The organism is Nocardioides sp. CCNWLW216 (genome assembly GCF_037120545.1).
GTDB classification, from domain to species: Bacteria; Actinomycetota; Actinomycetes; order Propionibacteriales; family Nocardioidaceae; genus Nocardioides; species Nocardioides lianchengensis.
In genome coordinates this window covers 34,662-55,176 of the sequence record NZ_JBBBBJ010000006.1, presented here as the reverse complement: position 1 = coordinate 55,176, position 20,515 = coordinate 34,662, and the positions used below count along the sequence as shown (strand labels likewise).

The following is a 20,515-nucleotide window of genomic DNA, read 5'->3' as shown; positions in this document are numbered from 1 at the left end:
GGGCTACTCGATCGTGATGGTCTTGGTGTCCTGCTGGGCCCCGGGGCCCTCCATGCCGCCCGACGGGTCGTCCGTGAGCGCGACGAAGGTGTACTCGCCGGGCTCCAGGCTGGACACGTCGACCTCGGTCTCCCAGGGGAACAGCTCGTCCATCCAGCCCTCGGCGGTCGCGAAGCCGTCGAGCACCTTCTCGTCGCCCTTCCGGATCTCCCACGGGACGTTCGCCTCGTACGAGCTGGCGATGCCGCTGGCCGTGAAGGTGTCGCCGACCGTGGCGCCCTCCTCGGGCGAGGTCACGCTGACCAGGTTGAGAATGTCGATGTCGGGCTCGGCGGTCACGCCCTCCGCGGTGTCGACACCGAAGAGGGTGACGGGGGCGTCGTCGAGGTAGACGGTGACCGGTGCGCGGTCCTGCTGGACGCCCTGCAGCGTGTAGACGAGCTGCTGGACGCCGAGGATCGCCTCGTCGGAGCCGTTCAGGCCGGCGGGGGCCACCCACGCATCGTCGGCGAGGTCGACCCGGAACGCGCCGTCGGCGTACGTGACGGCCTGGAAGGAGCCCTCGGGGAACACCGAGCGGTAGTCGGGGTCGAGCGCGTCGCCGGCGGTCATCAGCGCGGCCGCCTCCTCGAGCGGGTTGTCGGAGGGGACCTTGCGGAACTCGCGGAACAGGCGCGGACCGGTGCCGGTGTCGCCGACGAAGTAGACCGGCACGGTCACCTCCTCGCCGGACCCGCCGTCGTCGGTCGGCTCCGCGGAGTCGGCCGGCTCGGACGGGGCGGTGCTGCTGTCGGTGGCGTCGGAGGCCGCGGAGCTCGAGGAACCGTCGTCCGATCCACAGCCGGCGAGGGCGGTCCCGAGGGCGGCGGTCATCGCCAGGGCGGCGACGCGGGTACGGCGGGGAAGCGCAGTCATGGCTCCATCCTCTGCTCTAGCGGCGTGAACACGTCGGACCTACTCCACCACGACGGTACGCGTGTCGACGTCGGGACCGGGGCCCTCGCCGCCCGACTCGTCGGCCGTCCTGGTCACGAAGGTGTACTCGCCCGGCTCCAGCCCGGACACGTCGACGGTGGTCTCCCAGGGATAGAGGCGGTCCAGCCAGCCCTCGGCCGTCGCGAAGCCGTCGCGCACGACCTCGTCGCCACGCCGCAGCTCCCAGGGCACGGTCGCCTCGGGCGAGCTGGCCACGCCACGGGCGGTGAACGAGCCGCTCACCACCCGGCCCTCGGTGGGGTCGCTGATGTTGACGTGGCTGAGGACGTCGAGCGCCGGTCGGGCCGTCACGGGCCGGTCGACAAGATCACCGTCCCGGAGGACGAGCTGCACCGGAGCCCGGGACTGCAGGGCGGCCTGGACCGTGTGGACGACCTGCTGGACGGACAGGTCGCCATCGGCCCCGCCGGGGGCGCCCGTGCCGAGCCGGACCACGATGGTCCCGTTGGTCAGCGTGACGTCGAGGAGAGATCCCGGCTGCCACGCCGTCCGGTAGTCGGGGTCGGACGGCTCCGCCTGCAGGAGGGCGAGGGCCGCTGCCCCCCGGTCGTCTCCGGGGACACGGTCGAACTCGCGGAAGAGCCGGGCGCCGCGGGGTGTCTCGCCGACGAAGTAGACCGGCACCAGCACCGACGGGTCCGGCCCGGCGGCGACCTCCGGGTCGGAGGCCGGCCCGTCCGTCACGACGACCACCGTCGCGACCGTCGCGACCGTCGCGGCGGTCGCGAGCACGGCGGCGCCCACGGCGTACCGTCCCGGGCGTCGGGCCGGCCGCCGGGTCCGCGCTCGGATCTCGCCCAGCCGGTCGGCGGGCTCGACGTCGGCGACGGCGTCGTCGAGCAGCGCGTGCAGGTCGTCCATCACAGGTCCTTCTCGAGCAGGGAGCGGAGGGTGGCGGCGCCGCGGGAGGCGTGGCTCTTGACGGCCCCGGGGGAGATGCCGAGCGTGTCGGCGATCTCGGCCTCGCTCAGGTCCAGGTAGTAGCGCAGGGCCAGCACCTCGCGCTGCCGTCGGGGCAGGGCTCGCATCGCGTCGAGCACGCCCGCTCGACGGTCCCGGTCGAGGGTCGCCTCGTCGGCGCCCGGTACGACGGGCGGCTCCGGCGCCCGGGCGAGGTGCCGGGCGACCACCATGCGGTGCCGCAGCGCCGACCTCGAGCGGTTCACCACCGTCTGGCGCAGGTAGGCGAGAGCGCGGTCGGGGTCGCGCAGCCGGGCCCAGCGGGCGTGCACCGCGACGAAGGCGTCCTGGACCACCTCCTCGGCGGTCGCGGTGTCGCGCACCAGCAGCACGGAGAGCCGCACGAGCCGGCGCCAGTGGGCGGCGTACAGCTGCTCGAGAGCCTCGTCCGCCGTCCACGCGGTCCGCTCGGTCACCACCGTCACGCTAGTGCGACGCGCGAACCGTCCCGGAGGTTTACGCTCCCCCGGGAGGAACTTCATGGACGACTGCTTGTTCTGCAAGATCGTGGCCGGTGAGATCCCGGCCGACACCGTGCACGTCACCGAGCGGACGGTCGCGTTCCGCGACATCAACGCCCAGGCGCCCACGCACGTGCTCGTGGTGCCGCGCGACCACTACGCGAACGCCGCCGAGCTCGCCGCGGGCGACCCGACCGCCAGCGCCGAGCTCGTCACGGCCGCCGCGGCGGTCGCCGCCGCCGAGGGGTACGACGACTACCGCCTCGTCTACAACACCGGAGCAGGCGCGGGGCAGAGCGTCTTCCACACCCACCTGCACGTCATCGCCGGACGGCCGCTGTCGTGGCCGCCCGGATGAGCCGGCTGCGCGTCCTCGCCGCGGCGGCCGCGCTGCTGCTGGCGACGGCCGCGTGCAGTGCCGACAGCGAGCCGGGTCTGCAGCCGGGCGACCCCGCGCCGTCCGAGCCCGGGACGTCCGCGGCTGCCGCGGAGCCGTCGGCGTCCGAGGCCGCCGCCGCCCACGCCGCCCACGCGGCGAAGCCCGGGAGGCTCCGGCCCCTGCGGAAGGGCGAGCGCCGCCGGACGCTCACCATGCCGGCGGCGTACACGCCCGCCGCGCCCACGGGCGTCGGCACCGACGACTACCGCTGCTTCCTGCTCGACCCCCAGCTGAAGCGCGACTCCTGGCTGACCGGCACCAACGTGCTGCCCGGCAACCCCGACGTCGTCCACCACGTGATCCTGTTCCGGATCCTGCCGGAGGACGTCGCGAAGGCCGAGGCCAAGGACGCCGAGACCCCCGACGACCAGGGCTGGACCTGCTTCGGCGGCACTGCCCTGGAGGGCGAGTTCGCTCAGCTCGACGACGCCCCGTGGCTCGGAGCCTGGGCACCCGGCGGCGACGAGGTCGTGACCCGCGACGGCTACGGCACGGACCTGCCGAAGGGCAGCCGGATCGTCATGCAGGTCCACTACAACCTGCTGGCCGGGTCCGCGCCCGACGTGTCGTCGACCCAGATCCGCACCATGCCGCGCACGCGCGACCTGACCGCGCTGCACACCTTCCTGATGCCGGCCCCGGTCGAGCTGCCCTGCCGGAAGGGGCGGGACGCCTCGCCGCTGTGCGAGCGTGACGCCGCGGTGGCGGACGCCAAGGAGCGGTTCGGCCAGGGACCGGGCTCGACCGCCGATCTCCTCTACTTCCTCTGCGGCGGCAAGCCGGTCGCGTCGCGCCGCAGCTCGTGCGTACGCCGGGTCCAGCAGCCGGTGACCGTCCTGGGCGCGGCGGGCCACATGCACCTGCTCGGCCAGCAGCTCCGCATCGAGACCAACCCCGGCACGCCCGAGGCACGGACGATCCTCGACATCCCGGTGTGGGACTTCGACGACCAGGGCTCACGGCCGATCGACCCGGTACGCCTCGACACCTGGGACACGGTCAAGATCACCTGCACGCACGGCCAGCGGCTGCGCGACCGGCTGCCGGCCTTCGCGACCCAGCGTGAGGACAAGTACGTCGTCTGGGCCGACGGCACCACCGACGAGATGTGCCTCGGGATGCTCTCGGTCGCCTTCGGTTGAGCCGGGGCGTCCCGGTCAGTGGGTCAGCGCCAGCTTGGCCCCGGTGACGCACGCCCCGGCGAGCGCGAGCCCCACCCCGGCGAGCAGCGTGCGCATCGAGACGGCGGTGCCCCGGATCGCCCCGACGATCGGCCCCGTCGCCGCCAGCCGCAGCAGTACCCACCCCTCGGCGGCCAGCACGGCCAGGTGCCCGGGCAGCCCGCCAGCCCGCGCGGCGGCCAGCACCACCGCGCACACCGCCCCGGCGGTCAGCACCGGCGCCGAGTCCCGGACCTCGTCCACGAGCTGACGCGCCGTCAGCCGCTCGTCGCTGCGCACCCGCCGCCCCGCCGACTCGGCGAAGGCGTGAGCCACGAACGTCGCCACCGCTGCCCCCAGCACGATGATCGCGCTGCGCCCGGTCTCGGCGTCCTCCCTGGTCAGCGGCACCAGGCTCGCGAGCGCGACCACGTTCCCGTAGACGAACGCCGTGACCCGGCTGGCGGCGTCCTCGCGGGACAGGGTGGGGGAGGGCATGGCCCGGACGCTAGGAGGCGCCGTCATCCGTGGACCCGGCGACCGCTGTGCCGCCGCTGTGCACGTGCCCGTAGCCCTGCCGAAGGTTCTCGGTCAGGGCTGCGGGGTGGTGCCGGTGTGGTCGCGTCTGAACGTCAGTCCGTTGGGGCTGCGCCAGATGAACGTGGTGTCGTCGACCTTGTCGTAGCGCCAGCGGGTGTGGGTCTTGGCGCGGTGATGTCGTCGGCAGAGTGGTGCGATGTTGCAGTCGCAGGTCGGCCCGCCTCTGGATGCGGGGTCGTTGTGGTCGTGGTCGCAGGACCTCGCCCGGCGGCGGCACCACGGGAACACGCACGAGTGCTGGAGCAGGGCCTGGCGTTCCTTCAACCGGTCGGGAACCTCGTAAGCGTCGACGTGGACGTGGCCGGTGAGGTCGATGACGGGCTTGATGACGACTTGGCTGTCGCCGTCCTGGCACCAGGACCGCACCTGCTCGACGGACACCATCGATCGGGTGTTCTCGACCCGCGCGATGGCGGCGTCGGCGAGGTGCACGTGGACGACGACCTGGCGGGGGCGTTTGCGGTCGGGGTCGGGTTCGGCGTTCAGGTCGAGGGTGAGCTGGCGTCGGGCGAGGTCACCGACGGCGATGGAGCGGCGTACGTCGAGGGAGAGCCCGTCGGCGATGGTGCCGAGGTGGGTCGCACCCCGCGCGACCGCGTCCTCCAGATCCAGTGCGTCGACCAGGTCCAACGTTCCGCGGACCTCGACGTGCCCGTCGAACGAGACCTGCTGAACCTCGACGTCGAAGTGCCGCACCTCCGCCGCATCACGTGCCCGCTGGGCGGCGGTGTCGGGGTCGAAGCGGACCCGGGCCTCTTCGACGGTCCGGTCGAGTTGGGCGATCGAGATCTTGTGCGCGGTCGCGGCGACGTGAATGTCGACAAACTCCGCGCCGTCCTCAGGGAGGTCGATGGTCTCCGCGGCGATGCGGCGGGCCTTCCACACCGGCAGGTCCAACGACTGGACGCGTTCGTAGACCCGCGGTAGGCGGTGGGCGAGCTCGACGGCATGGCCGAGGTAGATCCGCCCCGAGTCCGACGACATCCCCAGCGCAGCGGAGAACTCCAACACCGAGAACTCAGCGATGAGGGGTGCGCCGGGGCCCGCTATGGCCATCTCGTCCCCACAACCGGGGATCCACACGGCTGCCGCATCCTGCAGTGAGTCGGTGGAGTGCATGCCGGCCCAGGTGACGGCGGCAGCGAGCTGGTTCGCGGCCGCGCGCAGCTCGTCTCGTCGTTCGGAGCGCACGTACGACAGCACCGCCGCAGCGGTGTCGCAGTCGTCGAGGTCCCGAGCCATGCCCTCATTCTAGTCGAACAGGTGATCGAATGCGGGGGTTGTTCACAGCCTTGTTCGAACGGTCGACCCCAAGTAACCGAAAGCCAGAAGCAGGCTCGTGATGGCCCTTGATCACAGTGGACGGTGAGCCCCCTTGTCTCTGTAAAAAGGCTTCGAACCGACCTGGTGCCAAGCGGCGACGCCACGGCAGAGACCCGTGAAGGGATGACGTCGCTTGTTGGCTGCGGGGGTCTCGACGGGCGCTCGACCGCTAGCGCGGCCCCGCTGCTCGACCACCGGGGGCGCGACCGGCTCGAATGGATCAGCGGCAAGGCTGCGGAGGTCTCGACGGGCGCTCAGGACTTCGTCCTTCACTGCTCGACCACCGGCGGAGACCGTCGGAGGGGCGTCGTCGGAGACCGCGAGCCGGGTCGTCGTACGTCCGTGCTCAGCCCGAGAAGTCCCGGATCAGCCGGAGGACGTAGAAGACGACCGGCATGCCGAAGACCACGAGCATCGCCCAGGCGGTGACCTTGTGAAGTGGCTTGGTGGAGTCGAGGCGGCCGGCGAAGTCGAGGAGGGCGCCGTCGGGGACGGAGTGGTTCAGGCCCATCCGGCGGGCGTCCTCGGGGAGGTGCTGACCCGCGAACCAGGCCGGTGGGGTGTCGTCGTCGGGGCCGTGGTCCTCGTCGTCCCAGGCCGGTTCAGGGTGCTCGTCCGGCGCGGCCATGCGACCACCGTACGTGTCTGCCTCCTGTCCTGGCTGCAACTCGCTCGATGTGGGAGGAGTGCTCCCGTAGCATGGAGACGCTCCCAGACCCTTCCAGGAAGGCCGCCCGCCCGGGCATCCATGACTGACAGCCACCAGCACGGGGACCACCCGGCCCCCCGTTCCACGACCCGGCACACCGTGGTCGTCCCCACCAGCGTCAACATGGTGAGCCTGCTGGGTCCCGGCGACGAGCACCTCGGCATCATCGAGGGGGCCTTCGACGCCGAGATCCACGTGCGCGGGAACCGGATCTCCCTCAAGGGCGAGCCGGGCGAGGTCGCCCTCGCCGACCGCCTGCTCGACGAGCTGGTCGCCATCATCCGCACCGGTCAGGGCGTCACGTCCGAGACCGTCGAGCGGGTCATCACCATGCTCCGGGCCGAGACGACCGAGCGCCCGGCCGACGTGCTGAGCCTCAACATCCTGTCCAACCGTGGTCGCTCGATCCGGCCGAAGACGCTCAACCAGAAGCGGTACGTCGACTCCATCGACCAGCACACCATCACCTTCGGGATCGGCCCCGCCGGCACCGGCAAGACCTACCTGGCCGTGGCCAAGGCGGTCCAGGCGCTGCAGGGCAAGCAGGTCAACCGGATCATCCTGAGCCGCCCGGCGGTCGAGGCGGGGGAGCGGCTGGGCTTCCTGCCCGGCACCCTCACCGAGAAGATCGACCCCTACCTCCGGCCGCTGTACGACGCGCTGCACGACATGCTCGACCCCGAGCTGATCCCCAAGCTGATGGCGGCCGGGACGATCGAGGTCGCCCCGCTGGCCTTCCTGCGTGGGCGCTCGCTCAACGACTCGTTCATCATCCTCGACGAGGCGCAGAACACGACGCCCGAGCAGATGAAGATGTTCCTCACCCGGCTCGGCTTCGGCTCCAAGATCGTCGTCACCGGCGACGTGACCCAGACCGACCTGCCGAGCGGCCAGAAGTCCGGCCTGCGCGTCGTCGAGGGCATCCTCGACGAGGTCGGCGACATCTCGTTCAACCGGCTCACGAGCAGCGACGTCGTACGCCACCGGCTGGTCGGCAAGATCGTCGCGGCGTACGACGAGCACGACGCCCGCGCCGAGCGCGCCCAGGAGCGCCAGCAGGAGGCCCGCCCGTGAGCATCGAGGTGCTGGACGAGTCCGGCCACGACCTCGACGTGAAGCACCTCGCGTCGCTGAGCCGGTTCGTGATGGACCGGATGCGGGTCCACCCGCTGGCCGAGCTGTGCATCAAGGCCGTCGACGAGGCGACCATCGCCGAGCTCAACGAGCAGTGGATGGAGAAGGAGGGGCCGACCGACGTGCTCGCCTTCCCCATGGACGAGCTGCGGCCCGGACTGGTCGACGAGGAGCCCGAGGAGGGCGTGCTCGGCGACCTGGTCCTCTGCCCGGCCATCGCGGTCCAGCAGGGCGAGACCGCGGGTCACGGCACGCTGGCCGAGATCGAGCTGCTCACCACCCACGGCATCCTGCACCTGCTCGGCTACGACCACGCCGAGCCCGAGGAGCACGCCGAGATGTTCGGTCTCCAGGACCGGCTGCTCGCCGAGTGGCGGGCGGGGGAGTGAGCTCGGGCGATCTGTGGCTGCTGGTCTCAGCAGCCGCCCTCGTCGTGCTCGCCGGCGCCTTCTCGGCCGCGGAGGCCGCGCTCGCGTCGTTCTCGCACGCCCGCGCCGAGGAGCTCGTGGCCGAGAAGCGGCCGGGGGCCAAGCGGCTGCTCGGCATCCTCGACGACGCCGCCCGCTACCTCAACACCGCACTGTTCCTCCGGCTGCTGTGCGAGATCTCCGCGATCGTGCTGGTCGCCCAGCTGGTCGACGAGGCGCTCGACGGTGAGTTCTGGGTCAGCACCCTGGTCGCCATCGGCGTGATGCTCGTCGTCTCCTTCGTCGTGATCGGCGTCGCGCCGCGCACGATGGGGCGCCAGCACAGCGAGACCATCGCGCTCTGGTCGGCCGGTCCGCTCACCCTGGTCACCCGGGTGCTCGGGCCGCTGCCGCGGCTGCTGATCCTGATCGGCAACGCGCTCACCCCGGGCCGAGGGTTCAGCCAGGGCCCGTTCTCGACCGAGACCGAGCTGCGCGAGCTGGTCGACCTGGCCGAGGCGTCGGCGCTCATCGAGTCCGGCGAGCGCAAGATGATCCACTCCGTCTTCGAGCTCGGCGACACCACGGTCCGGGAGGTGATGGTGCCGCGCAACGACGTCGTGTACGTCGAGCGGCACAAGAACCTGCGCCAGACGATGTCGCTCTTCCTGCGCAGCGGCTTCTCCCGCGTCCCCGTGGTCGGCGAGAACCTCGACAACATCGTCGGCTTCGCCTACCTCAAGGACATCGTCCGCCGGGACTTCGAGGCGCCCGACGCCGAGACCACCGAGCGGATCGAGTCGGTGATGCGGCGCGTGCACTGGGTGCCGGAGTCGAAGCCGGTCGACGCGCTGCTGCGCGAGATGCAGGCCCGCCGCCAGCACATCGCCGTCGTCGTGGACGAGTACGGCGGGACCGCCGGCATCATCACCATCGAGGACCTCCTGGAGGAGATCGTCGGGGAGATCACCGACGAGTACGACGAGGAGGAGATCGAGGTCGAGCAGCTGGTCGACGGCATCGTCCGGGTCTCCTCGCGCTACCCGGTCGACGACCTCGACGAGCTGTTCGGCTTCCAGGTCGAGGAGGAGGACGTCGACTCCGTCGGCGGCCTGATGGCCAAGCACCTGGGCCTGGTGCCGATCCCCGGCTCGGCGGTCGAGGCCCACGGCCTGCGGTTCGTCGCCGAGGACGCCGCCGGCCGTCGCAACAAGATCGGCACGGTGCTCATCGCCCGCGTGGAGACGCCCGACGACGAGAGCGACCCGGTGGACAGGACGACAAGAACGACAAGAACGACAAGAACGAGGACGACGCCGATGACTGAGACCACGGGCGAGCTCTCCGCGGAGGACCGCAAGCTCGTCACCCTGGCCCGCGCGACCCGCGCGCGCACCGGCGCGGCGGAGGGCGCCGCCGTCCGCGACGCCGACGGCCGGACCTACGCCGCCGCCACCGTCGACCTGCCGTCGCTGCAGGTGAGCGCCCTCGGCGTCTGCGTGGCGATGGCGGTCGCGTCCGGGGCGAAGGGTTTGGAGGCGGCGGTGGTGCTGACCGGTGCCGAGGCCGTCGCCGAGACCGACCTGGCCGCGCTGCGCGACCTCGCCGGCGCCGGCGTACCCGTGCACCTCGCCGACGCCCGCGGGACGGTCACCGGCTCGACGTCGAGCTGATCCGGGAGTCGCGGGCCCACCGCGAGCCCTCCCTCAGGACCCGTTCCGGGGCGGCCGGTGCGGGCCAGACCTGGATCAGGTGCCGGCTGGAGTAGACGTGGTACTCCTCGCCGTCGAACTCCTCCTCGGTCGCCGCCGCATCGAGTCCCGTCGCGCAGAGCCGGACGCGGTAGCTGCCGGCGGCGAGGGGGAGCGGGTCGCTCGTGGTCTCGAAGCTGCCCATCCGGAGCTCGTCGCCGTGGTGCTCGTAGGGAGCCTCGACCACGTCCTCGCACCACCGCGGCACCCGGGGCTCGGTCCGCCGTACGTCGAGACGGACCGGCCAGAGGCCGTAGAGACCGGGGACCGAGATCCACAGGCCGGACCGGCCGCCCGACCACAGCAGGCGGTTGCCCGAAGGGCTCGTGACGCGCGGGTAGTCGGTCCCGAGCCACCACACGCCCTCCACGACGAGGAAGTCCTCCTCGAGGGACCGCGGTCCCTCGGGCGTCGTCACGTCCGTCGGCGCCTCGCGCACGACGGCACCGTCGTCGTGGGCGATGCCGCTTCCCGAGGAGTCGTCGCCGCAACCGGTGAGGGTCACGACGAGCCCGAGAGCCAGGAGAGCACGGAGCAGCATCCGCGCATCCTGTCGCACGGTGACCGCCGCCACGAACGACCACCCCTGCCGCCACCCGAAACCGGGTCGTCACCGGACAGGAGTAACTTGCACATCGTGAGTCGTGCGAGTGCCTGGGAGGCGCACGAGCGGGCCGTCCAGCGGCTGCGTGCGTCGTACACCGCGATCCCCTCGGGATCGCCGGTCCGGTTGGCCAAGAAGACGTCCAACCTCTTCCGCCCCCGGGCGGCGACCACCGCACCCGGGCTGGACGTCTCCGGCCTGACCGGCGTGATCGAGGTCGACGCGGCGGCGCGCACCGCCGAGGTGCAGGGCATGTGCACCTACGAGGACCTCGTCGACGCGACCCTGCCGCACGGGCTGATCCCGCTCGTCGTGCCCCAGCTGCGGACCATCACCCTGGGCGGCGCCGTCACCGGCCTCGGCATCGAGTCGACCAGCTTCCGCAACGGGCTGCCGCACGAGTCGGTCCTCGAGATGGACGTCTTCACCGGTGCCGGCGAAGTCGTCACGACCCGCCCCGGCGACGACCTGTTCGACACCTTCCCCAACAGCTACGGCTCGCTCGGCTACGCCACCCGGCTGCGGATCGAGCTCGAGCCCGCCCCGTCGTACGTCGCCCTGCGCCACGTGCGGTACGACGACGCCGGCCTGCTGACCAAGGCGCTCGCCGAGATCATCGAGACCGGCGAGCACGACGGCGTCCGCGTCGACGGTCTCGACGGCGTCGCGTTCGCGCCGGGGGAGTACTACCTCACCCTGGCCACCTGGCGGGCCGAGCCCGGCCCGACCAGCGACTACACCGGCCAGGAGATCTACTACCGCAGCATCCAGGCGCGGGAGGCCGACCTGCTGACGATGTACGACTACCTCTGGCGCTGGGACACCGACTGGTTCTGGTGCTCGGGCGCGTTCGGCGTCCAGAACCCGCGGGTCCGTCGGGTGTGGCCGAAGCGCTGGCGTCGCTCGGACGCCTACCACCGGCTGATCGGCCTCGACAACCGCTTCGGCATCGTCGACCGGCTCGACCGCCGGGCCGGTCGCCCGCAGCGCGAGCGGGTGATCCAGGACGTCGAGGTGCCGGTCGACCGGCTGCCGGAGTTCCTGGAGTGGTTCGACGAGTCGGTCGGCATGCGCCCGGTGTGGTTGTGCCCGCTGCGGCTGCGCGGCGACAAGGAGTGGCCGACGTACCCGCTCGAGGTCGGCACGACCTACGTCAACGCCGGCTTCTGGGGCACCGTCCACGTCGGCCCCGAGGCGCCCGAGGGCCCGATCAACCGGGCCATCGAGGCCCGCGTCCACGAGCTGGGCGGGCACAAGTCCCTCTACTCCGAGGCGTTCTACGACCCCGAGACCTTCGACCGGCTCTACGACGGCCCCCACCTGGCCGCCGTGAAGCAGCGATACGACCCCGACGACAGGCTCACGAGCCTCTACGACAAGGCGGTGAAGAAGCGATGACCCTCCTGAACAAGCCGACGGTGAGCATCGGCGAGGCGGTGGCCTCGCTGCTGCGCGACGGCATGCCCGTGCGGTTCACGGCGTACGACGGGAGCAGCGCCGGTCCGGCCGACGCCGACATCCGTCTCCACCTGGTCAACCAGCGCGGCCTGGCCTACCTGCTGACCGCCCCCGGCGACCTCGGCATGGCCCGGGCCTACGTGGCCGGCGACCTGGAGCTGCACGGCGTCCACCCGGGCGACCCGTACGACGCGATGAAGCTGCTCCAGAACCACCTGCGCTTCCGCAAGCCGACCGCTGCCGAGGCGCTGCACCTGCTGCGCGGCCTCGGCATCGCCAACCTGAAGCCGCCGCCGCCCCCGCCCCAGGAGCACCTCCCGCGCTGGCGCCGAGCGATGGAGGGCCTGCGTCATTCGATGGCCCGCGACGCCGAGGTGATCCACCACCACTACGACGTCTCCAACGAGTTCTACGAGATGGTCCTCGGTCCCTCGATGGCCTACACCTGCGCGGTCTTCCCCGACGTCGACGCGACCCTCGAGCAGGCGCAGGCGGAGAAGTTCGACCTGGTCGCCCGCAAGCTCGACCTGAAGCCCGGCCAGCGGCTGCTCGACGTGGGCTGCGGCTGGGGCGGGATGGTCCGCCACGCCGCCCAGGAGTACGGCGTGCAGGCGCTCGGCGTGACGCTGTCGCGCGAGCAGGCCGCGTGGGCCAAGCGCGCGATCGACGAGGAGGGCCTGGGCGACCTGGCCGAGGTGCGCCACCTCGACTACCGCGACGTGCTCGAGGGCGACTTCGACGCGGTGAGCTCGATCGGTCTGACCGAGCACATCGGCATCAAGAACTACCCGTCGTACTTCTCCTTCCTGCGCAGCCGGCTGCGCCCGGGCGGGCGGCTGCTCAACCACTCGATCACCCGCCACGACAACGTCTCCACCGACACGGGCGCGTTCATCGACCGCTACGTCTTCCCCGACGGCGAGCTCACGGGCTCGGGCACGATGATCGCGGCCGCGCAGGACGCCGGCCTGGAGGTCGTGCACGAGGAGAACCTGCGCAAGCACTACGCGATGACGCTGCGCGAGTGGTGCCGGAACCTGGTCGAGAACTGGGACGACTGTGTCGCCGAGGTCGGCGAGGGCACCGCCCGGGTCTGGGGTCTCTACATGGCCGGCAGCCGGCTGGGCTTCGAGCGCAACGAGATCCAGCTCCACCAGATCCTCGCGTCGCGTACGACGGACGACGGCGACGACGGATTCCCCCTGCGGCCGTCCTGGTGACTAACCTCCACAGGTGAGCACGAGAGCCCAGCAGCACACCGCGGAGGTCCTGCGCCGCGAGCCGCTCTCGCCGCACCTGCTGCGGCTGGTGCTCGGCGGTCCCGGGCTGGCGGAGTTCGCCTCCACCGGGATCGCCGACGAGTGGGTCGGTCTGGTCGTGCCCGAGCAGTTCCAGAGCCGCTACTACACGGTGCGCTCCTGGGCCGGCGGCGAGCTCACCCTCGACATCGTCGTGCACGACGTGGGCCTGGTGACCGAGTGGGCGCAGCGGGCCGACGCGGTGGTGGGGGAGACCGTCACGGTCACCGACCCGAAGGGCTCGTTCCTCCCGCCCGGCGACGCCGGCTGGCTGATGCTCGTCGGCGACCTGACCGCGCTGCCGGCGATGGCCCGGATCGCCTCCGAGACCACGCTGCCGACGCGGATCTGGGCCGAGGTCCCGGAGCGGCCGGAGGGCTACCTGCCCGCCGGGGCCGAGGTGACCTGGCTGGCCCAGCCCGGCGACGGGCAGAGCGCGCTCGCCGAGGTGGTCGAGGACCTGGTCTGGCCCGAGGGTCCGGGCTACTTCTGGATGGCCGGCGAGTCCGCCCAGATGCGGGCCATCCGCAAGCACCTGATGCGCGAGCGCCAGCTGCCGTCGACGTCGTACGACGTGATGGGCTACTGGCGCGGCAACGCGCAGCGCCAGCCCCGCGCGGTCGACCCCGGCCCGATCTGGCGGGCCGGCAAGGCGGCGGGCAAGACCGACGAGCAGATCTGGGCCGAGTACGACGACGCGAGGGAGCAGTCATGAGCACCGACGAGCACAAGAGCGGCTTCGTCTCCTTCGTCGGCCGGCCCAACGCCGGCAAGTCGACGCTGACCAACGCCCTGGTGGGCCAGAAGGTGGTCATCACCTCCGACAAGCCGCAGACGACCCGCACGGTCGTGCGCGGCATCGTGCACCGCCCCGACGCCCAGCTGATCCTGGTCGACACCCCCGGCCTGCACCGCCCGCGCACCCTGCTGGGCGAGCGACTCAACGACCTGGTCGCCACCACGCTGGGCGAGGTCGACGTCGTCGCCGTCTGCTTCCCCGCCAACGAGAAGATCGGGCCGGGCGACCGGTTCATCGCCACCGAGATGGCGAAGGTGAAGCGCACGACGAAGGTCGCGATCGCGACCAAGACCGACCTGGCCACCCCCGAGCAGATCGGGAAGCACCTGCTCGACATCCAGGCGCTCGGCGCCGAGATCGGTGTCGACTGGGCCGAGATCGTCCCGGTCTCCGCGAAGGAGGGCGACCAGATCGCCCTGCTCCAGGATCTCCTGGTCGCCCTGCTGCCCGAGGGCCCGCAGCTCTACCCCGACGGCGACCTCACCGACGCCCCCGAGGAGATCCTGGTCGCCGAGCTGGTCCGCGAGGCGGCCCTCGAGGGTTTGCGCGACGAGCTGCCCCACTCGGTCGCCGTCGTGGTGGAGGAGATGCGGCTGCGCGAGGACCGGCCCGAGGACAAGCCGCTCCTCGACATCCACGCCAACCTGTACGTCGAGCGCGACTCGCAGAAGGGCATCATCATCGGCCCGAAGGGCGCCCGGCTCCGCGACATCGGCACCCGGGCCCGTCAGCAGATCGTCGCCCTCCTCGGCACGCCGGTCTACCTCGACCTGCACGTGAAGATCGCCAAGGACTGGCAGCGCGACCCCCGCCAGCTCCGCAAGCTCGGCTTCTGACCGCGACCCGTCACTCACTGACGCCTGGCGCCGGCGTGTCGGGTCATTCAGTGACGGGTCGGCGTCAGTCGGGAGCCCAGCAGCGGCCGTAGGTCTGGCCGGCGGCCCACTGCTCGGCGGTCGGCCACTCGTAGCCCCACTGGTAGTCCAGCGGGTCCTCGGCGGCGTCGCGCCCGGCGTCCTCGCAGGGCGTCTGCCCCGCCTTCCGCACGTCGGCCTCGCCCGGGTAAGCACCGTCGGGGAGCTCGACGACGGAGACCGCGCGCCAGGCGTGGTCGCTCGAGCACAGCACCCGGGCGAAGTCGCGGGCGTCGGGCGCAGCGGTGCCGCACATGCCCCAGCGGTCGCGGCCCTCCTGCTCGTCCAGCACGCCGTCCAGGCGGCCGGTGACGGTCGCGAGGTCGTCGGTCCCGGCGACCGCGATGACGTCACAGCGGTACCAGTCGGCGCCGGCGTCGGACTGCTCGACGGTCGGGGTGAACCAGACCGCCCGGAGCATGCTCAGCCGCAGGTCGTCCTCGTCACCGCCGACGAACCCGCCCAGCTGCTCGGGGCAGGTCCGGGCCACCTGCTCGCGGACCCGGGTCGAGTCGATGGCCAGGAGGTGGCCGTCGACCACGGTGTCCACCCGGCCGACGGCGTACGTCTGGGAGGTGTGCCGGCGGTCGCAGTCGACCGCAGGACGGTCGTTGGTGGGCGCCAGCGCCTCGGCGTACGCCAGGCGGTAGCAGGCCTCCGCGGCCGGACCCGGCACCGGCGTCGCGCTCGGGAGCACGGTCGGGGTAGGGGTGGTCGTGGGCCCGGGGTCCGGGTCCCCGCCGCCCGAGCAGCCGGCCAGGAGAGTCGCGGCCGCCGCGGCGACCGCCCACCTCCTCATCGGGCCGTCTTCGCCCAGCAGACCGAGCGCCGGTTGCCCGCCTCCCACTCCGCCTCGCGGAACCAGGTGTAGGCGAAGTCGTAGCTGACCGGGTACTGCAGCCAGGCGCTCACCGACCTCGAGCAGTAGTCGCGGGTCGTCACCTCGACCTTGCGGTCGCCGGGGTAGGGGTCGTCGGCGTCGCCGACCTTGATCGTCGTGACCGCCCGCCAGTCGTGCTTCTCCGAGCAGGGGATCCGCGGCGCGTTCGGCACGCTCGGGCCGGCCACGCAGGCCATCCACTGGTCGTCGGGCTTGCCCTCGAGCATGCCGGCGGCGTCCTCGGGGAGGTCGACGTACGACGCGGACTGCTCGCCGCCGCCGATCAGATCGCAGCGGTACCACCGCGCCCCCTCGTCCCACGCCTTCTCCGAGGGGCGGAACCAGGCCCAGCTCAGCACGGTCCGCATCACGGTGCTCTGGTCCGCCTCCAGGAATTCGGTGAACGCCTTCGAGCAGGCGCGGTAGGCGAAGGCCCCGAGCCGCCGATCGTCCTGCTCGGCGTCCGCGAAGGACTCGGGAAGGTCGCCGACGGCGAAGGTCTGGGCCGTGTGCGGGTCGGCGCACGCGACGACTGGGCTCGCGTTGCTGGTCTCGGCGACGTCCTCAGGGGTCAGCACCCGGCAGACGTCGTTGGCCGGAGCAGCGACCGTGTCGGCCGGATCGGCCTTCGCCTCGGAGTCGCCGTCGCCGCAGCCGGCGAGCAGTGCCGCGGCCAGGACCAGCGCCACCGCTCGCAGGGGGAGCGGCCGGAGCCGGGAGTCGCGCAGCACGGGCGCGATGCTACCCGCGGGTCCCTGGCCGGCCCTGATCAGGCGGGGTCCAGGTCGCCGAGCGGGGCGTCGACGCGAGCCGCGTCGAGGACCGGCAGCTCGCGGGACTCCAGGACCATCCGGGCGACCTCGCGCAGCTTGACGTTGTTGTCGTTGGAGAAGCGCTGCAGGACGGTGAACGCCGCTTCGTACGACACGTCGTACCGCACGGCCAGGACGCCCTGGGCCATCCCGATGTCGTGCCGCGACTCGAGCGCGGCCTCCAGGTTGCTGACCAGGCGTGCCTGGCTGAGCGCCTCGGCCGCGTGGGTGGCGAAGATCAGCGCCGTGTCCACCGTGTCGGTGTCGAACGCGCCCGAGCGGGCGGCGTACAGGTTGAGGGCGCCGAGGGTCCGGTCGCCGGCGTGCAGCCGGATGGCCAGGACCGAGCGCACCCCGTGATCGAGCGCGACCCGTGACCACCTCGGCCAGCGGTCGTCGGCGTGGAGGTCGTGGGCGATCCGGCTCCCCGCCTTGAACGCCGCGTCGAGGCACGGCCCCTCGCCGAGGGCGTACTGCGCGGAGTCGACGGCGACGACGAGGTCGTCGGTCGCCGCGACGTTCTCGGCTCGGCCGCGGCGCTGCCGCAGGGTGATGCCGCAGTGATCGGCGGCCGGTACGACGTCGACGGCGCGCCGGACCACGCGCTCGAACGTGACCTCGCCGGGGTCGGCGAGCAGGTCCTCGGCGACCTGGGCGAAGTACGCCGCGAGCCGCATGCCGTCGCTCATCCGACCTCAGCCGACCTCGTCGCGCATGTTTTGCAGGATCCGCGACAGCAGCCGCGAGACCTGCATCTGGGTGACCCCGAGGTCGGCGCCGATCTCCTCCTGCGTGCGGTCCTCGAAGAAGCGCAGGTAGAGGATGCGGCGGTCCCGCTCCGAGAGTCGGCGTACGACGGGCGCCAGGGCGACCCGTGCGTCGGCGGCGTCACGGTCGTGGTCGTCGTCGGGGATCAGGGCGCCCAGGGTGGTGGGCGACTCCTGACCGATCGGCAGGTCGAGGGACGTGGGTTGGAAGCAGCCGAAGGCCTCGATGGCCTCGCGGTACTCGTCCACGTCGATGTCGAGATGGTCCATGACCTCGACGTCGGTCGGCTCGCGGCCGAGCCGCTGGCCCAGGTCCTCCAGGGCGTGGTTGACCCGCCACTGCAGCTCCTGGACCCGGCGCGGCGGGCGGACCGTCCAGCCCTGGTCGCGGAAGTAGCGCTGCAGCTCGCCGCGGATGGTGGGGACGGCGTAGGTGAGCAGGTCGTTGCGCAGCCGCGGGTCGAACCGCAGGACGGCCTTGGTGAGGCCCTCGTAGGCGACCTGCACCAGGTCGTCCTGGGCGATCCCACGGTTGCGGTAGCGCGAGGCGACGGCCTCCGCGACCCCGCGGTTGATCAGGACTACCTCGTCGAGCAGCTCGCGACGGGTGGTCTCGTCGGCGTCGCACGCGAGGTCGAGCAGCTCGGCGGTCCGCTCGGACCGCTGCTGTCGGGTCAGGCCGCGATCACCGTCCCGCGAGCCGGTGGCTCGCGCCTCAGAGCGGCGACGGTCGGTCGTGGCGTCGTTCGTAGCGGTCGAAGCGGTCATGGAGCGTTCCCATCCCGAGATGGTGCCCTCGCCGGTCTGCTCCAGCGAGGTGGTGCAGCAGCCGTTCCAGACCTCGACGCTACCGGAGGGAGCGAGGAGTGCAACCCGACACGGTGTACACCTGTTCCGCTCCTACCCCGGCGCTGGTCCAGACAACCGTCGTTCTCGGGGAAACCACCCGATCGGGTGGCGCGTTTCCCCGGGGCGACCAAGGGTTACCTCAGGGCGACCGCCCGACGGGCCCGAGGGAGATCCGTTCGGGCAGGATTCAGCAGACGACCAGCGGACCAGGGAGGGAGCGGCGCGTGAGCACGGACGACGAGCTCAGGGCTCAGCTCGACGACCTGCTCGGAGCCGACACCGACACCGACTCGGTGCTCGCCGCCTTCGAGCGGGCCCCGTCACTGCTCGCCGTCTGCGAGGGGCCCGACCTGGTCATCACCGCGCTGAACGACGCCGCCCGACAGGTCTACGGGGACCGCGTCGGGCAGCCCGTGGCGGAGGCGCTGCAGGCCCCCGACACCGAACGGATCCGCGACTGGACCGAGCAGACCTTCCGGACGGGGCGACCGGTGGTCGACCAGGTGTGGCGGGTCCCCGCGGTCGAGGGGGACGACGTCGACGGCTGGCTCAGCTTCTCGATGGTGCCGAGTCGCGCCGGTGACGGCACCGTGCACGGCGTGGTGACGCAGGCGGTCGACGTGACCGAGCGCGAGCTGTTCCGCATCCGCGCGGAGCAGAAGGTCCAGGACCTGCAGCACCGCCTCGACCTGGCTCGCGACAACCTGGTGGACCTCCACGACGCGCTGCTGCCCGAGGGCCTCCCGCTCGCGCCGGGCGTCGAGCTGGCGGCCCGCTACCTGCTCGCCGAGGACGGCGCCCGAGCCGGCGGCGACTGGTTCGACGCCATCGCGCTGCCCGACGGACGGATCGCGGTCGTCGTCGGCGACGTGGTCGGCCACGGCGTACGCGCCACCGTCGTGATGGGCGAGCTGCGCACGCTCTTCGAGGAGCGGGTGCGTCCCGACGGCGACCTGGTGGCCGCCCTCGAGCTGCTCGAGCGGCGCGCGGGCCGGGTCCCGCAAGCGCGCGCGGCGACGGTCTGCGCCGCGCTGATCGACCCCGAGGCCGGCACCCTGACGTACTGCACGGCCGGCCACCCGCCTCCGTTGGTGGTCTCGGCCGCCGGCGGTGCGACGTACCTCCCGGTCACGGGCTCGGGCGCCCTCGGGTCGGGACTGCCCTTCGTCCTGGCCGAGCACCGGCTCGCCGTCGGCGACATCGTGCTGCTCTACAGCGACGGCCTGGTCGAACGGCCCGGACGCTCGCCCGGCGAGAACACCCTCGACCTGGCCCGGGTGGCGGCCGACGCCGTACGACAGGAGGAGCCGGGCGGCGGGGAGCGCCTCGTGCAGCGTCTGGTCCGGGCCGCCGTCGAGCAGCTCACCGCCTCCTCCGGGTACGACGACGACATCACCGTGCTCGCCGTGCGCCGGGTTCCGCCGCCGGAGCCGCTGCAGATGACCGTGCCCGCGTTCCCCGACACCCTGCGGGCCGTTCGTCAGAACCTCGGCGACTGGCTCGCCGACCTCGGCGTCGGCCAGATCGACGAGCTGGCCCTGCAGCACGCGGTCGGCGAGCTGGTCAGCAACTCGGTCGAGCACGCCTACGAGCCCGAGCGCTCGCGCCAGGAGGCGATCGTCTCGGTGACGGCCTGCCTGGTGCCCGGGGGACTGGTCGAGATCGAGGTGGCCGACCGCGGGACCTGGCGGCGTCCGGGGCCGGCCGGCGGTCGCGGTCGCGGCCTGGCGATGGCCAGCGGCTTCACCGACGACCTCCACGTCACCCACGACGCGCACGGCACCCGGGCGGTGCTGCGCCAGCGACCGAGCACGCCGGTCGACCTGCTGAAGGGCACCGCCCACGCTGCGGTCGTCACCTCCGCCCCGATGGAGATGGAGCACGACGGCGCCGTCGTCCGGCTGCGGGGGACCCTCGACCACCGGTCCGCCGACGAGTTGCGGCGTCGGCTCTCCCACGCGACCCGGGGCGGGACCATCGGCGTCGTCGTCGACCTGGGGGGCGTGACCCACCTGGGCAGCGCCGGCGTCCAGGTCCTGTACGACGAGATGATCCCGGGCCGCGACGACGGGTCCGGCCTGACCCTCGTGGCGCCGGCCGGCTCGCCGGCCCAGCACGTCCTGGAGCTGGTGCGGCTGCCCTACGCCTCCGACCACGAGGTACCGCCCGCAACCTGAGCACTTCCCGAGAAGTG

At 72.3% G+C, this 20,515-nt stretch carries 20 protein-coding genes and 1 pseudogene; 10 read left to right on the top strand and 11 right to left on the bottom strand.

The window, feature by feature from the left end:
- Positions 1-3 precede the first annotated feature (3 nt).
- Genes V7S47_RS14780 through V7S47_RS14770 form a run of 3 tightly spaced genes read right to left on the bottom strand, consistent with a single transcriptional unit; the run spans position 4 to position 2,372 of the window.
- Positions 4-915, bottom strand: coding sequence for a Gmad2 immunoglobulin-like domain-containing protein (locus V7S47_RS14780; RefSeq protein WP_336562263.1), 912 nt, complete (start codon positions 913-915; stop codon positions 4-6).
- 39 nt (positions 916-954) lie between these two features.
- Complete coding sequence (locus V7S47_RS14775; RefSeq protein ID WP_336562262.1) at positions 955-1,857, bottom strand: Gmad2 immunoglobulin-like domain-containing protein; 903 nt, start codon at positions 1,855-1,857, stop codon at positions 955-957.
- Entirely contained in the window at positions 1,857-2,372 is a 516-nt protein-coding gene (locus V7S47_RS14770; protein WP_336562261.1) for a SigE family RNA polymerase sigma factor, read from the bottom strand. The genes V7S47_RS14775 and V7S47_RS14770 overlap by 1 nt, the downstream gene beginning before the upstream one ends.
- Before the next feature lie 64 nt (positions 2,373-2,436).
- Between V7S47_RS14770 and V7S47_RS14765 the strand changes: the two genes are divergently transcribed.
- On the top strand, positions 2,437-2,775 hold the full coding sequence (locus V7S47_RS14765) for an HIT domain-containing protein (protein ID WP_090859298.1): 339 nt from the start codon (positions 2,437-2,439) through the stop codon (positions 2,773-2,775).
- Positions 2,772-3,998 carry a hypothetical protein gene (locus V7S47_RS14760; protein WP_336562260.1) on the top strand — a complete coding sequence of 409 codons (1,227 nt, stop codon included), beginning with the start codon at positions 2,772-2,774 and terminating at the stop codon, positions 3,996-3,998. The genes V7S47_RS14765 and V7S47_RS14760 overlap by 4 nt, the downstream gene beginning before the upstream one ends.
- 15 nt (positions 3,999-4,013) lie before the next feature.
- On the opposite strand, the gene V7S47_RS14755 is transcribed toward V7S47_RS14760, so the two are convergent.
- The 3 genes from V7S47_RS14755 to V7S47_RS14745 form a co-directional block, all read right to left on the bottom strand.
- Complete coding sequence (locus V7S47_RS14755; RefSeq protein ID WP_336562259.1) at positions 4,014-4,514, bottom strand: hypothetical protein; 501 nt, start codon at positions 4,512-4,514, stop codon at positions 4,014-4,016.
- A gap of 93 nt (positions 4,515-4,607) precedes the next feature.
- Positions 4,608-5,858 carry an HNH endonuclease gene (locus V7S47_RS14750; RefSeq protein WP_336562258.1) on the bottom strand — a complete coding sequence of 417 codons (1,251 nt, stop codon included), beginning with the start codon at positions 5,856-5,858 and terminating at the stop codon, positions 4,608-4,610.
- 427 nt (positions 5,859-6,285) lie between these two features.
- Complete coding sequence (locus V7S47_RS14745) at positions 6,286-6,567, bottom strand: hypothetical protein (protein WP_336562257.1); 282 nt, start codon at positions 6,565-6,567, stop codon at positions 6,286-6,288.
- Between the two features lie 120 nt (positions 6,568-6,687).
- On the opposite strand from V7S47_RS14745, the gene V7S47_RS14740 reads away from it, so the two are divergent.
- The 3 genes and pseudogenes from V7S47_RS14740 to V7S47_RS14730 form a co-directional block, all read left to right on the top strand.
- The gene (locus V7S47_RS14740) at positions 6,688-7,722 is read left to right on the top strand and encodes a PhoH family protein (protein WP_090859290.1); all 1,035 of its coding nucleotides are present in this window, start codon (positions 6,688-6,690) and stop codon (positions 7,720-7,722) included.
- Positions 7,719-8,171, top strand: coding sequence for an rRNA maturation RNase YbeY (gene ybeY / locus V7S47_RS14735; protein ID WP_090859288.1), 453 nt, complete (start codon positions 7,719-7,721; stop codon positions 8,169-8,171). The genes V7S47_RS14740 and ybeY overlap by 4 nt, the downstream gene beginning before the upstream one ends.
- A pseudogene (locus V7S47_RS14730) lies at positions 8,168-9,454 on the top strand (hemolysin family protein); the annotation flags it as partial. The gene ybeY and the pseudogene V7S47_RS14730, both read left to right, overlap by 4 nt.
- A gap of 385 nt (positions 9,455-9,839) precedes the next feature.
- On the opposite strand, the gene V7S47_RS14725 reads toward V7S47_RS14730, so the two are convergent.
- Entirely contained in the window at positions 9,840-10,481 is a 642-nt protein-coding gene (locus V7S47_RS14725) for a hypothetical protein (protein ID WP_090859282.1), read from the bottom strand.
- A 96-nt stretch (positions 10,482-10,577) separates the two neighbouring features.
- On the opposite strand from V7S47_RS14725, the gene V7S47_RS14720 reads away from it, so the two are divergent.
- Genes V7S47_RS14720 through era form a run of 4 tightly spaced genes read left to right on the top strand, consistent with a single transcriptional unit; the run spans position 10,578 to position 14,935 of the window.
- Positions 10,578-11,942 carry an FAD-binding oxidoreductase gene (locus V7S47_RS14720; protein ID WP_336562255.1) on the top strand — a complete coding sequence of 455 codons (1,365 nt, stop codon included), beginning with the start codon at positions 10,578-10,580 and terminating at the stop codon, positions 11,940-11,942.
- Positions 11,939-13,222 carry a class I SAM-dependent methyltransferase gene (locus tag V7S47_RS14715; protein WP_336562253.1) on the top strand — a complete coding sequence of 428 codons (1,284 nt, stop codon included), beginning with the start codon at positions 11,939-11,941 and terminating at the stop codon, positions 13,220-13,222. Before V7S47_RS14720 ends, V7S47_RS14715 begins: the two co-directional genes overlap by 4 nt.
- A gap of 13 nt (positions 13,223-13,235) precedes the next feature.
- The gene (locus V7S47_RS14710) at positions 13,236-14,015 is read left to right on the top strand and encodes a siderophore-interacting protein (RefSeq protein WP_336562252.1); all 780 of its coding nucleotides are present in this window, start codon (positions 13,236-13,238) and stop codon (positions 14,013-14,015) included.
- Positions 14,012-14,935 carry a GTPase Era gene (gene era, locus V7S47_RS14705; protein WP_336562251.1) on the top strand — a complete coding sequence of 308 codons (924 nt, stop codon included), beginning with the start codon at positions 14,012-14,014 and terminating at the stop codon, positions 14,933-14,935. Before V7S47_RS14710 ends, era begins: the two co-directional genes overlap by 4 nt.
- 64 nt (positions 14,936-14,999) lie before the next feature.
- Here the strand turns inward: era and V7S47_RS14700 are convergent, their stop codons facing one another.
- From V7S47_RS14700 to V7S47_RS14685, 4 genes are read right to left on the bottom strand one after another with little or no spacing between them, the layout of a single operon-like run.
- Complete coding sequence (locus tag V7S47_RS14700) at positions 15,000-15,812, bottom strand: septum formation family protein (protein WP_336562249.1); 813 nt, start codon at positions 15,810-15,812, stop codon at positions 15,000-15,002.
- Positions 15,809-16,624: a septum formation family protein gene (locus tag V7S47_RS14695; protein ID WP_336562248.1), complete on the bottom strand. Its 816-nt coding sequence runs from the start codon at positions 16,622-16,624 to the stop codon at positions 15,809-15,811. The genes V7S47_RS14700 and V7S47_RS14695 overlap by 4 nt, the downstream gene beginning before the upstream one ends.
- A gap of 38 nt (positions 16,625-16,662) precedes the next feature.
- Positions 16,663-17,394: a GAF and ANTAR domain-containing protein gene (locus V7S47_RS14690; protein WP_336562247.1), complete on the bottom strand. Its 732-nt coding sequence runs from the start codon at positions 17,392-17,394 to the stop codon at positions 16,663-16,665.
- Positions 17,395-17,400: 6 nt separating this feature from the next.
- The gene (locus V7S47_RS14685) at positions 17,401-18,240 is read right to left on the bottom strand and encodes a sigma-70 family RNA polymerase sigma factor (RefSeq protein WP_336562246.1); all 840 of its coding nucleotides are present in this window, start codon (positions 18,238-18,240) and stop codon (positions 17,401-17,403) included.
- Between the two features lie 305 nt (positions 18,241-18,545).
- On the opposite strand from V7S47_RS14685, the gene V7S47_RS14680 reads away from it, so the two are divergent.
- Positions 18,546-20,498 carry a SpoIIE family protein phosphatase gene (locus V7S47_RS14680; RefSeq protein ID WP_336562245.1) on the top strand — a complete coding sequence of 651 codons (1,953 nt, stop codon included), beginning with the start codon at positions 18,546-18,548 and terminating at the stop codon, positions 20,496-20,498.
- The last annotated feature ends 17 nt before the right edge of the window (positions 20,499-20,515 follow it).